11 protein-coding genes are annotated in these 12,808 nt (G+C 72.4%); 6 read left to right on the forward strand and 5 right to left on the reverse strand.

Annotation, left to right across the window (positions count from 1 at the left end):
• The first annotated feature begins 11 nt into the window (after positions 1-11).
• A complete protein-coding gene (locus tag BZB76_RS10910; RefSeq protein ID WP_121434145.1) occupies positions 12-1,115 on the forward strand; it encodes a family 2 encapsulin nanocompartment cargo protein polyprenyl transferase in 1,104 nt (367 codons plus the stop codon).
• Positions 1,116-1,632: 517 nt separating this feature from the next.
• On the opposite strand, the gene BZB76_RS10915 is transcribed toward BZB76_RS10910, so the two are convergent.
• From BZB76_RS10915 to BZB76_RS10930, 4 genes are all read right to left on the reverse strand, one after another.
• Positions 1,633-2,634, reverse strand: coding sequence for an SMP-30/gluconolactonase/LRE family protein (locus tag BZB76_RS10915; RefSeq protein WP_121434146.1), 1,002 nt, complete (start codon positions 2,632-2,634; stop codon positions 1,633-1,635).
• 539 nt (positions 2,635-3,173) lie between these two features.
• Entirely contained in the window at positions 3,174-4,193 is a 1,020-nt protein-coding gene (locus BZB76_RS10920) for an ABC transporter permease (protein ID WP_121434147.1), read from the reverse strand.
• Entirely contained in the window at positions 4,190-5,740 is a 1,551-nt protein-coding gene (locus BZB76_RS10925) for a sugar ABC transporter ATP-binding protein (RefSeq protein ID WP_121434636.1), read from the reverse strand. Before BZB76_RS10925 ends, BZB76_RS10920 begins: the two co-directional genes overlap by 4 nt.
• Positions 5,737-6,876, reverse strand: coding sequence for a sugar ABC transporter substrate-binding protein (locus tag BZB76_RS10930; RefSeq protein WP_121434148.1), 1,140 nt, complete (start codon positions 6,874-6,876; stop codon positions 5,737-5,739). Before BZB76_RS10930 ends, BZB76_RS10925 begins: the two co-directional genes overlap by 4 nt.
• Before the next feature lie 273 nt (positions 6,877-7,149).
• On the opposite strand from BZB76_RS10930, the gene BZB76_RS10935 reads away from it, so the two are divergent.
• Positions 7,150-7,995: an IclR family transcriptional regulator domain-containing protein gene (locus BZB76_RS10935; protein ID WP_121434637.1), complete on the forward strand. Its 846-nt coding sequence runs from the start codon at positions 7,150-7,152 to the stop codon at positions 7,993-7,995.
• Positions 7,996-8,276: 281 nt separating this feature from the next.
• On the opposite strand, the gene BZB76_RS10940 is transcribed toward BZB76_RS10935, so the two are convergent.
• Positions 8,277-9,167, reverse strand: coding sequence for an LLM class flavin-dependent oxidoreductase (locus BZB76_RS10940; protein WP_121434149.1), 891 nt, complete (start codon positions 9,165-9,167; stop codon positions 8,277-8,279).
• 101 nt (positions 9,168-9,268) lie between these two features.
• Here BZB76_RS10940 and BZB76_RS34705 point away from each other — a divergent pair, with 101 nt between their 5' ends.
• From BZB76_RS34705 to BZB76_RS10955, 4 genes are all read left to right on the forward strand, one after another.
• Positions 9,269-9,439, forward strand: coding sequence for a hypothetical protein (locus BZB76_RS34705; protein ID WP_170180577.1), 171 nt, complete (start codon positions 9,269-9,271; stop codon positions 9,437-9,439).
• A gap of 11 nt (positions 9,440-9,450) precedes the next feature.
• Entirely contained in the window at positions 9,451-10,449 is a 999-nt protein-coding gene (galT, locus tag BZB76_RS10945; RefSeq protein ID WP_121434150.1) for a galactose-1-phosphate uridylyltransferase, read from the forward strand.
• A 67-nt stretch (positions 10,450-10,516) separates the two neighbouring features.
• Entirely contained in the window at positions 10,517-11,422 is a 906-nt protein-coding gene (locus BZB76_RS34710; protein WP_170180578.1) for a hypothetical protein, read from the forward strand.
• 110 nt (positions 11,423-11,532) lie between these two features.
• Positions 11,533-12,618: a LacI family DNA-binding transcriptional regulator gene (locus tag BZB76_RS10955; protein WP_121434151.1), complete on the forward strand. Its 1,086-nt coding sequence runs from the start codon at positions 11,533-11,535 to the stop codon at positions 12,616-12,618.
• Positions 12,619-12,808 lie beyond the last annotated feature (190 nt).

The raw sequence follows: 12,808 nt of genomic DNA on the forward strand, positions 1-12,808 counted from the left end.
AAGGGGATCACATGTCCGTCTGGGGACAGGACCCGGCGGTCCTGCGCTGCGACCATCATCCGTCCGACCCCCAGACGGACGGCCCCCGGTCGGTGGACGAGGTTCTCGCCTGGAGCCGCGGCCTCCTCGACCCCGCCCTACGGGACGCGGTCGAGACCCTGCCGCGCACGATGCGCGACATCGCCGCGTTCCACTTCGGCTGGCGCGACATATGCGGGCGGCCCACCTCCGGCACGTCCGGCAAGGCGATCCGTCCCGCGCTCACCCTGCTGGCCGCGCGGGCGGTGGGCGGCGCGGCCGAGACCGCGCTGCCCGCCGCCGTCGCCGTCGAACTCGCCCACAACTTCTCGCTCCTGCACGACGACGTCATGGACGGCGACCTCACCCGCAGGCACCGCCCGACCGCCTGGACCGTCTACGGCACGAGCGCCGCGGTCCTCGCCGGGGACGCGCTGCTCGCCGCCGCGTTCGAGGCCCTCGTCCACGCCCCACTCCACCCCACGGACGGCTCCGCGGCCCTCGCCCGCGCCGTCCGCACCCTCGGCCACGCCGTCACCGACCTCGTCGAGGGACAGAACGTCGACCTCGCCTTCGAGGAACGCGACGACGTGACGCTCGACGAATGCGTCGCCATGGCGAGCGGCAAGACCGGCGCCCTGATCGGCGCCGCCTGCGCGCTCGGCGCCTCCCACGGCGGCGGCACCGCCGTCCAGACCGCCCGCCTCCATGCCTTCGGCGAACGACTCGGCCTGGCCTTCCAGTTGGTGGACGACCTACTCGGCATCTGGGGCGACCCGGCCGTCACCGGCAAGGCCGTCCACGCCGACCTGTACTCCCGCAAGAAGTCCCTGCCCGTCGTCGCGGCCCTCACCTCCGCCACCCCCGCGGCCACCGAACTGGCCGCCCTGTACCTACGCGACGACCCCCTCACCGCCGACGACGCCTCCCGCGCCGCCGCCCTGATCGAAGCCGCCGGAGCCCGCACCTGGGCCACCGGCCACGCCGCCACCCTCGTCACCGACGCATTAGCCGAACTGGACGCCGCCGACCTGACCCCCACCCCCACCACCGAACTCCGCACCCTCGCCCACCACATGACCCACCGCGACCACTGAACTCCCCACCCCACCCACGCCGCAGCCACGCCCCCCGACGGCTCAACGCCAACCAACTCGCCGCAACACCAGGCCGTCCTCCACCTGAACCGACCGACGCACACAACGCCGCCCCCCTTGCCAAGCTCAACACCGCACGACTGCGACGCTGTCCCCACTGCCGGGCCGCTGCGCATCCCCGCCTGCCTCATCGTGCACCGTGACCGCTGAAGTCTTCGCCTCATACGTGACGTGTGTTGTTTTGGAGCCGATGGCTTTGACTGAGCGGCGCTTACCGGCTCGTCGGGTTGGGCGGGCGTCGTCTCCTTAGGGCATGAGCCGATCGGTGTGCGGAGTGCGTGGAAGGCTCAATCTGCGGACGGCCTACGTCAACACTTGCGCATGCCCCGAGCAGGTTCGACCGTCATGTGGGCCGGTTGGGGTGGTCGCGCGGGTCGGGGCGTGCGGGTTTGGTGGGTGCCGTGTCGCAATGGGCTCCGCCGCCCCGGGGGCCGGGGCGGCGGAGCGGTCGATGGGGTCAGAAGCCGCGGACGACGGCTATGGAGAAGGGGAGTTGGGGGGTGCCGGGGCCGGTGGGGCCGCCCTTGTCGAACTGGGAGCGGACCACGTAGAGCTTGCCGTGCTTGCGTAGCAGGGTCGTCGGGGTTTGGAGGGCCTGGTCGGTCAGGCGGCCGGTTGCGCGGGCCGTTCGGCCGTCCGAGCCGATGCGCCAGCGGCCGATGGCGTAGGCGTTGGCGATGGGGTGGGCCACCCACAGGGTGCCGTGGTGCAGTTCCATGCCGTCGCCGGTGGTGATGTCGCCTCCGCTCAGTGCCACCTTCTCGACGTCGCCGGACGGTAGGGCGATGCGGTAGAGGTCGCCGCCGGTCATGTCGACCGTCAGCAGGTAGCGGCCGGACGGTTCGGCGACGATGCCGTTGAGGGTGATCGTGTTGGGCGCGTGCGGTTCCACGACCTCGGACAGGTCGAAGGTGGGTGTCAGTGGCACGTCCCCGCCCTGCTCGTGGGCGTCCGCGAGCTGTTCGGGGGTGATGCGGTAGACCACCGAGCGCCTGCTGCCGGTGATGTAGGCGGTGCCGTCCGGGGTGATGGCCATGTCGTTGACCAGGCGCGGGTTCTGGTCGGTGATGGTGAAACGGGCGTGCAGGCGGCGGGTGGCGATGTCGTACACCGCGACCCCGGTGAGGCGGTCGGCGACCCACAGGCGTCCGGAGCGGTCGACCTCCAGGCCGAGGGCCTGGGAGCGTCCGTCGATGAACGGGGGCAGGAACTGTTCGGCGACCCGTTGACCGGGTTTCATCCTGAAGATGGTGCCGCCCTCGTACGAGCCGACGTACAGGTCGCCGGTGCGGGGGTCGGCGGCGATGCCCTCGGGGTAGACCCGGTCGCCGGGCAGCACGTGGGCGGTGGAGATACGGGCCCGCGACTGGGCGTCGGCCGCCTGTGCGGTGGAGCCGAGGAGCAGTGGTGCGGCGAGGGCCGCGACGACGAGGGAATGTCGCCGAACTGCACGGTACATGATCACCTTCCGTGGGTTGGTCGGATGCCGGCCTTTCCGGCAGGGCGCTGCGGATGGCGGGTCAGGTACGGCGGCGGGTCGGCGGGGTGCGGCCGGGACAGGGCGGTGCCACTTCGAGTGCATGACCGTCCCTCCGTCCTCCGGACGCAACGTCAAGCCCGAGAGGGAAGCCATGTTCCCTGTCGATGTAATATGTCCATTGTTAGATGTCTGACGAAGTATGGCAAGAGTGCACCTCCGTTTCCTGTGTGCGTGGTGGTGGAGGTCCGGCGTCGGTCCGTCGAACACGTGTGCGATGATTGCGGGCGATGGACGCTGATCACAGGCCACTGACCTGCCCTTATGGCCACCTGTTGCGGGTCGGTGCCGTCCGGGTGGGGTGGACGCCCTGCGACTGTCCGCCGGCATGGGCCCGATATAAGGGGCATCGCACGTACCGGTGTGAGGTCTGCCAGGCGGCGGGGTGGCAGACCGTCTCCTACAACCCCGAGCATCTGCCCGCGGACGGTACCGGCGGCCGCCACCCCCGGCGGGACGGGTTAGGACGTGCCGTGCCTGCGGGCCAGAAGCGTCGAGACGGCGACCGCGATGATCAGGGCCGCGCCGTTGAAGACGGCGGGGACCCACTCCGCGGCCCCGGCGAGGGTCAGGCCGCTGACCGACACGGCGACGAACAGGGTGCCGATGACCGCGCCCAGCACGTTGTAGCGGCCCGGGTCGATCGCCGTGGCGCCGAGGAAGACCGCCGCGAGGGCCGGGAACAGGAGGTCGACGCCGCTGTTGACGAGCCCGCCGCCGTTGCGGGCGGTGAGGATCACCCCGGCGACGCCGGCGAGCCCACCGGAGATCACGAGGGCGGCGAAGGTCAGGGCGGTGACCGGAATGCCGACCAGCCGGGCGGCGGAGGCGTTGCCGCCGATCGCGTAGAGGCGCCGTCCGAACGCGGTGTGGGCCAGCGTGAACCAGCAGACGGCGGTCAGGACGGCCACCAGCCAGATCACCCGGGGCAGCCCGAGCCAGGTCAGCGACCCGAAGTCGCGCAGCGGCCGCGGGACGCCGCGGACCAGGTCGACGCCCCGCGTGTACCACTGCACCAGGCCCGGGAGGAGCGTCGCCATGCCGATGGTGATGATGAAGGCGTTCAGCCGCAGCAGGGCGACGAGTACGGCGTTCACCAGACCGACCAGCACGCCTGCCCCTACTCCGCACAGGACCGCGAGTGTCAGCGGGGCGTGGTGGTTCGACATCAGCGCGGCGCAGACGATCGACGACACCAGCGAGGTGGCCGCCACGGAGAAGTCGAACCGGCCGCACGCGAGCGGGAAGACGGCGGCGACGGCGAGCATCGACACCACGGCGATGCTCGCGAGCACCGACTGGACGTTGGCGGTGGAGGTGAAGGCCGCCGAACTCGCGGGCAGGACGCTGAAGAACACGACGACCCCGACGAGCAGGAAGACGAGTCCGTACCGTTCCGCCGTCGCGCCGAGACGCCCGGTTCGTGGGATGTCCGGCGTCGTCGGTTTCCGGGTCGACTCCCGCAGGCGGGTGTCGCTCATGATGCCTCCTGATCCGCGTAGGAGTGTTTGACGATCTCTTGGACGGTGATCTCGGTGCCGGAGAGTTCCGCGACGACCCGTCCGGCCCGCAGGACCACCACCCGGTCGCAGAGGTGGGCCAGTTCCTCGACGTCGGACGAGGCGACGATCACGGCGGTGCCGGACGCGGCGACCGCGCGGACCCGCTCGTAGAGGTCGGCGCGGGTCATCACGTCGACGCCCTGGGTGGGCTCGTCGAGGAGCAGGAGCCGGGGCGCGCGCTGGAGCCAGCGGGCGACGACCGCCTTCTGCTGGTTGCCGCCGGACAGCCGGATCACCGTCTGGTCCGGACCCGTGGTCTTGATCCGCAGTTCCTCGATGGCGCCGGTGGCCGTGGCATGTTCGCGGGAGCGGGAGAGCCGTCCCCAGCGCACGTACCGTGCCAGGGTGGCGACGGTGATGTTCCGGGCGACCGACGCCTCGGGGAACAGGGCGTCGGCGAGGCGGTCCTCGGGGACGAGGGCGACTCCGCGGCGCATGGCCGTTCTGATCGACGGTGCGGGCATCGGTGTGCCGTCGAGCCGCACCGTCCCGGACGTGGGACGGACCGCGCCGAAGATCGTCCTCAGCAGTGTCGAGCGGCCGGAACCGAGCAGCCCGGCCAGGCCGACGATCTCCCCGGCCCGGACCTCCAGGTCGACGCCGCCGATGCGTCCGGCCGACAGCCCGCGCGTTTCGAGTACGGGCACCGGATCCGGGGGCGGCTGCTTCGCCGGGCGGTCCCGGTCGCCGTAGAGGGTGCCGAGGGAACGTCCGGCCATGAGTTCGGCGAGGTGCAGCTTGTCGAGGTCGTCGGTGTCGCGGGTGGCCGCGACCACGCCGTCGCGCAGGACGGTCACCGCGTCGGCCGACGACAGCACCTCGTCGAGCCGGTGACTCACGTACAGGATCGTCTGGCCTTGCCGGGCGCGCCTGGTGAGCCCTTCGAGGAGGATGTCGACCTCGTGGTGGGGGAGGCTGGCCGTCGGTTCGTCCAGGACGAGGACCTGGTCCGGGTCGTCGTCGGCGAGGGCACGGGCGATCGCGACCATCGCGCGGTCCGCGGGACGCAACGTCCGCACGGTCGCCCCGGGATCGACGTCGACCTCGAACCGTTCCAACAGGGCCCGCGTCGTCTCGTGCAGCGTCCGCCACGCGATCCGCCTGCCGCCGCCCAGGGGGAAGCCGCGGGTGAACGCGACGTTCTCCGCGACGGTCATGTCGGGGAGCAGACCCAGGTCCTGGTGGACGAACCGTAGTCCGGCCGCGCGGGCATGGTCCGGGGTGAACCCGGACAGGTCGGTCTCGGCCCGGCCCGGACGGGTGAGCACGCCGCCGTCCGCGCGCTCGATCCCGGCGAGAACCTTGATCAGGGTGGACTTTCCCGAGCCGTTGCCGCCCGCGAGCGCGTGGATGTGGCCCCGGGTGAGCGCGAACGACACGCCCCGCAGCACCGCCGCCGCGCCGTACGACTTGTGCACGTCCGACACCACGAGCGAGGCGGGACGTTCGGACTCCGGGACGGTCATCGGCCCCACGCCCGCCGGTAGGCCGACCGGAAGTCGACCGGCGCCCGGTACGCGCCCGTGGCCGGCAGGTTCGCGGCGGTGTCGACGATCTGGAAGCCCATGCCGGACGGCGCGGCGGGCTCCCCGGCGAAGGTCCGGACGAGCGTGTCGATCGCGGCCCAGCCGTACCAGTCGATCGGCTGGCCGACCGCCGCGCTCTGCCCCTGGTTCTGGCGGATCAGGCCGAGGTTCGGCGGCAGCCCCTCGCCGCCGATGAGCTTCACGTCCGCGCGGCGCGGCGAGCCGGCGACGGCCTGGCCCGCCCCGGCGAGGACGAGCGAGTCGAGCGGCACCGCGACCCAGTTCGCCTTCGGGTTCTTGAGCAGCGCCGATTCGATGATCTGCCGGGTGTTGCCGAAGGTCTGGTGCGTGACCTCGACGGTCTCGACCTCGCAGCCCCCGCACTTCTTGATGCCCCGCTGGAATCCCTCGTGGAGGGCGGCGCCGATGTTGGTGCCCGTGAAGTGCAGTTCGATCACGTTGGCCTTGCCGCCGGAGCGGGCCCGGACCCATTCGGCCCGCGCCTCGCCGATCGCCTGCTGGTAGGCCTCGTTGGTCCGGTACTTCTCCGACGGGACGACCGACGCGGTGAACAGCCGTTCGCCGGTGGCGCTCTCGCCGGTGTCGCAGTCGAAGCCCCAGAAGTCGATCGTGGTGATCTTGGCGGCCTTGGCCTCGTTCAGCGGCTCCTTGACGGCCGCGCAGTCGATCGCCTCGGTGACGATCGCGTCGACCTTCGCCGCGACGCCCTGCCGGACGCACCCGGCGAACGCGCCGCCCGCGTTGAGCCTGCCGTCGCAGATCTGGGCCGTCCAGCCGACCGTCCTGGCGGCCTGCGCGGCGGCCTCGGCTCCGGTCTGGCAGCCGATGGCGCTCTGGCCGCAGGACACGATCCAGACCTTCTTGCCGGGCGCGACCGCCGGGGCCTTCTCCGGCGGGCGTCCGTAGCCGGCGGTCCCGGTCAGCGCCTCAAGGGCCTCGGTCGTGGTGTCCGCGGCGCCGCCGGACGGCGAGTCGTCCGCCGACCCGCAGGCGGCGAGCGCGAGCGCGAGCACGCCGATCGCGGCGATCCCTCGGATGCGGGGTGAGCCTGCCATTCGTACCTCCTGGATGGTTCCGGCTCGCTGACGTGACCCGTCAGCCCAGGCAGTCCGGGAGCGGCCCGGGTCAGCGCGCTGATCCGGGCGGGCGGCCAGGGGACGTGAGCGTTCGCATAGCGGCGGATCGTTCGTAGTGCGGTCGAAGGTAGGTGGCGGCCGTGACCAGTGTCAAGAGTGCGCGTTGTGCGGCTCCGCGCTGCGCGGCGGCCGGTCGTGCCGTACAGTTGTGCGCCATACGGTTGCCGTTGCCGTTCCGATGCAGAGGTGTACATGTCGCGCGAGAAGACCGGCCCCGACTTCGTGGAGGCGCTGGCCCGGGGCCTCGACGTCATCAAGGCGTTCGGCACGCGCCGACGCCCGATGTCGCTGTCGGAGATCGCGAGCGAGACCGGGCTGGCGCGGGCGACGGCACGCCGGATCCTGCTGACCCTGGAACAGCTCGGCTACGTGCGGTCGAGCCCGGCCGGTTACCTGCTCGCCCCGCGCGTCCTCGAACTCGGCGTGGCCTACACGCTCTCGGCCGGGCTGTGGGAGATCGCTCAACCGCATCTGCGGGAGCTGGTCGCGGCGACCGGGCAGGCGGCGTCGGTCGCGCAGCTCGACGGAGCGGACATCATCTACGTGGCGCGCGTCGCGGTGCCCAAGGTCGTCGCCACGGTCATCAACGTGGGGACGCGGTTCCCCGCGCGGAGCACCGCGCTCGGCAAGACACTGCTCTCCGCGTTGGGCCCGGACGACCTCGCCGCCGTGCTCGCGGCGCCGTCCTCGTCCGAGACCCCCGCGTTCCGGGAGCGTCCGATCGGACGTCTGGACGACGATCTACGCGAGATCCGGTCACGGGGCTGGGCGGAGACCGACGAGGAGATGTCCCCGGGCGTGCGCTCGATCGCCGCGCCGATCCGGGACGGCGACGGCACCGTGATCGCCGCGGTGAACGTGAGCGCCCTCGTCGCGGAGGTCACGCACGAGACGATGATCGAGGAGTATCTGCCGCTGCTGCTGGTCGCGGCGAGCGAGATCGGCCGCGACTACGCCCTCCTGCGCGACACGCCCCAGGAACAGGTCACGGCGCGGCCTACGTCCCGTCGTCGCTCCGAACCGACACGGGCGCGCTGACCTCGGCGCGACCCGGCTCAGTACGGCAGGACCCGCCCTGACGGGGTGCGAAGGTCGAGGGTCGAACGCCGGGACCTGCGACCGGTGGGACGTTTGCGGGATCTGATGCGGACTCGGCCTTTCATGATGGTTCTCTCCTGCCGCTCGACGGCACGGGGCCGTTGCCCCGTTCTCCCTGAATTCACCATTTCGCAGGGTTGTGGTCGGCGCATCGTCCGCGGGGGGGACGCCGCATTCACCCCTGCGTCGCAGTTTCGCGCGACCTTGCTACACCTCTCGTGTCAGGCGCCGCGCTCCTGCGCCACCTGCGCGCGGACCGCCGGCGCGATCTCCTCGGCGAAACGCCTGATCTGGGTCTCCGGGTCGCCCTCCGCCCAGAGGATGAAGGTGTCCATCCCGGAGCCGACGGCGAGATCGGTGAGTTCGTCCGTCCACTGGGACACCGGGCCGCGCAGGAACCCTTCGGACGCGCCGTCGGTGATCGTCCCGTTGATGTTGTAGAGCCTGCGGATCTCCGCCGGGTCGCGTCCGGCGGACACGGCGGCCTCGTCGATGCGCGCGTGCAGCTCCGGCAGCCGCTCCGGCCCCGCCCACGGCGTGGACGGGAGCCAACCGTCGGCGGCACGTCCCGTCAGCGCCAGACCGCGCGGGCCGCCGACACCGAGCCACAACTCCATGCGATGCGCCGGGACCGGCCCCGCCTTGGCGCCCTTCAACCGGTAGTGGTCGCCGTCGAAACGAAGGTTCCGTTCCCCGCTCCAGACCTTCCTAATGACGGTGACGGCCTCCTCCAGCGCGTCGGCCGCGTCCCGGCCCGTCCGGCGCGGGCCGCCGAACGCCTCGATCGCGTCCCAGAACGCGCCCGCGCCGAGCCCCAGTTCGGCGCGTCCGCCGCTCAGGACGTCCAGGCTCGCGGCGGCCTTCGCCAGCACCGCCGGCGGACGGAACGGAAGGCTCGCGACATCGGGGAACACCCGGACCCGTGTGGTGACGGCGGCGATCATGCTGAGCAGCGTCCAGGTGTCGACGTACCGGCGCTGGTAGGGATGATCCTGGACGCCGATCAGGTCCAGCCCCGCCCGGTCGGCGGCACGGGCCGTGTCCAGCAGCGGATCGTCCGCGTCGGGGACGAGGAAGTACCCGAACTCAAGTGGTCTGCCATAGTCGCTCATGCCGCCGAGAACCCCGCGCGACCACGCTCTGTTCCCGAGAGCGCATACCGTGGACCGCCACGCTGATCGCCGACCGCCAGGCCGGGGAGCCCGGTGCGGCCGTGGCGGTGCCGCTGGTCGGCCGTCCGGACGCCGAGACCGCCTCGGTGGTGACGGGGATCGCGCAGGTTCACGCGGGCGGTGTCGCGCGGTCGACCGGCGGCGGGTGCTCGGCCAGGGCCCGGCGGTCGATCCCGTGCGCGGAACGCGACCGTCCCGTGCGCCGCCGGTAGCATCCCGGGAGATGCACCGGACACGCGCGCGGCTCTCCGACGGCCGCGAGATCGTCTACTACGACGAGGCACCGGGCCGGGTGCCGGTCGCCGACCCGCGACGCCTTCCGCAGGTCGAGCCGGTGAGCGAGATCCGCCGCGACCCGCTGACCGGCGACCATGTCACGATCACCGCGCACCGCAACACCCGGACGTTCCTGCCGCCCGCCGACCGGTGCCCGCTGTGTCCGGGCGGCCCCGACTCGGAGATCCCGGACCCGTCCTACGACGTCGCGGTCTTCGAGAACCGGTTCCCGTCCTTCGCGGGCGACGGACGTTGCGAGGTCGTGTGCTTCACCGACGACCACTCCGCGTCCATGGCCGACCTTCCCGTCACCCGTTTCCGGACGGTCGTCGACGCCTGGGCCGACCGGACCGCGGAACTGTCCGCGCTCCCGGGCGTCGCGCAGGTGTTCGTGTTCGAGAACCGCGGCGTCGAGATCGGCGTGACCCTGCACCACCCCCACGGACAGATCTATGCGTATCCATTCGTTCCACCCCGAACCGAACGGGTGCTCGCGCGGGCCGCCGCCCGCCCCGGGCTGTTCGGCGATGTGCTGGAGGCCGAACTCGCCGGGCCCCGCGTCGTCCTGTCCGGCGAGCACTGGACGGGATACGTGCCCGCCGCCGCCCGCTGGCCCGTGGAGGTGCACCTGACGCCGCACCGGCACGTCCCCGACCTCCCGGCCCTCGACGGCGCCGAACGCGATGAGCTGGCCGTCCTCTACCGCGACCTGCTCCGCCGCTGCGACGCCCTCTACGGCGCCCCGCTCCCGTACGTGGCGGGCTGGCACCAGGCGCCCGTGGGCGCGGGACGCGATCTCCTCCGCCTTCACCTGGAGCTCTTCTCCGTCCGCCGCGCCCCCGACAAGCTCAAACAGCTGGCGGGATCGGAGTCGGGCATGGGCGCCTGGCTCAACGACGTTCCGCCGGAGGACGCGGCGGCGCGTCTCCGCGAGGTCGTGCTCTGATCACGTCACGGTCTGGTTTTCCTGACTCCGTGGAACGATCTGAGTCGCGTGGCCTAACCTCCGACGCATGCCGGAAAGCGTGCAGGCCTTCCCGCTCGCGGACGGGTCGTTCGACGGCGTCGCCGCCACCTCCGAGGGGCCGCCGCTGGCGTTCGCGTCCCGAACGTCCCACGGCGCGAACACAGGCCAGGTATGGAATCTGACGTCCGGTGCCGTCCATGGCCCGCCGATCCCCGACTTCCCCGCCGGACGCGCCGAGTGGACGTTCGGCGTCCCCGCGTCCTCGCCGATCGTGGCCTGGACGCATCGTGACCGCGTCCATGTCCACGACCTCGGCACGGGCGGGGAAACGGTCCTCGACGGCCAACCCGACCTGCTCGGCCTCGCCGCCCACTCCGGCCGCGGCGCCGTCGTCGCGGTCTTCGGTCCCGCGCGCGACGCCGAGGTCGTCGTCTGGGACGCCGCGACCGGTGACCGGCTGACCGAGTTCACCCTCTGGCTCGGGCACCACACGGCCATCGACCGGTCGATGCTGCACGCCACCCCCGCCTCCGGCCCGGTCGTCGCCCTGGCCGGCGGCGCCGATGTGCTCGTCCTGGACGTGGAACGCGGCGGGGACGCGGTCACGGCCGTCCCGTCCGGGCACGCCGTGATGGCGCCGTCGCCGCACGGCCTCGTCCTCGTCGAGGTCGCCGAGCACGCCCTGCACGTCCGGGGCGTGGACGGCGACCGTCTCGCGGTGCTCGACGTCCCCGAACCCTGCGGGCCGGTCGCGGCCTCCGGCGCGGACCCCCTGCTGGTCGCCGCCGCGCTTCGGGACGACCCCTGCGCGGTGCTGGCCTGGGACGCCGCGGCATCCGCTCCGTCCCACCGCGTCAAGGTCCCGGCACCGGTCATCGACCTGGCCCTCGCCCCGGACGGCACACTCCTCGCCGCCACCGACGAGGGCCTGTTCACCGCCCGGCTGAGTTGACCGGCCCCGGCCGTCCGACACCGTTCGAGAAAACGCTTTCCGGGTACGTTGACGCACGGGTGCGGACTCCATGGAGCGGTGCCGCGCCGGTCGGCGACGAGGGGGCGGGGATGACGGAACCGGCGGACGGGCACCGAGCCGCGACGGCCGGGAGGGAGCGGGCCCGCGACCGTGGCTACGTGACCCTCCAGGACGTGGCGAGGGAGGCCGGGGTCTCGCTCGCCACCGCGTCCCGCGTCCTCAACGGGACCTCCCAGGTCCGCGCCGACCTGCGGAACCGCGTGCTCACCGCGGCCGCCGACCTGAGCTACACCCCGAACGCGCACGCGCAGGCGCTCGCCAGTTCGTCGAGCAAGTCCGTCGGCGTCGTCTGTCACGACGTCAGCGACCCCTACTTCGCCGCCATCGCGGACGGTGTGATGCGCACGGCCGCCGACCACGGCATGCTCGTGATGCTCGCCAGCACGTTCCACGATCCCGTCCGCGAGGTCCGGTACGTGGCGATGCTGCGCGCCCAGCGGGCCCGCGCCATCCTGCTCATCGGCTCCGGCTACGAGGACCGCGACTGGGAGCGGTCGATGTGCGCCGAACTCGACCCCTACCAGCGCACCGGCGGCCGTGTCGCCGTCCTCAGCCGCCATCGCGGCCTCCGGGTCGACGCGGTCCTGCCGCAGAACCGGGAGGGCGCCGCCGCCCTCGCCCGCGCGCTGCTCGACCTCGGGCACCGCGACTTCGGGGTGCTGACGGGCCCGCGCACGCTCACCACGGTCTCCGACCGGCTCGGCGGCTTCCTCGACGCGCTCGCCGAGGCGGGCGTCCGGGTCCCACCGGGACGCATCGTCGAGGCGGCGTTCACCCGTGCCGGCGGATACGCCGCCGCGACCGAGCTGGTCCGGCTCAAAAACCGTCCGACATGCGTGTTCGCGGTGACCGACCTGATGGCGATCGGCGCGCTCGCCGCGTTCCGCGACCACGCGGTGTCCGTGCCCGGCGACGTCTCGCTCGCCGGGTTCGACGACATCCCGATCGTCCGCGACCTGACCCCGTCGCTCACCACCGTCGCCCTGCCGCTGGACGCGATGGGCGAACGCCTCATGGGCCTGGCGCTCCGCGAACCGGCCGCGCGCCGCAGCCGCGTCGAACGGGTCTCCGGCGAGGTCGTCCTGCGCGCCAGCACCGCACCGCCCGCCGCCTGAAACGACAGAACCCGCCCGGAGATCCGGACGGGTTCGGAATCCATGTCGGCCGTGGCCGTCAACGCGTGGCGGTCTCTCTCGCCTCGGTCTCCGTCGGACGCTCGGAGCCGCCGTCCGCCGGCGGCCGCTCCGGCCACGCGACGATCTTGGTGCGACGAGGGTTCGCCAAGGGATTGCTCATCGTTACTGC

Source organism: Actinomadura pelletieri DSM 43383 (assembly GCF_003634705.1).
In the GTDB taxonomy this organism is placed as follows: domain Bacteria; phylum Actinomycetota; class Actinomycetes; order Streptosporangiales; family Streptosporangiaceae; genus Spirillospora; species Spirillospora pelletieri.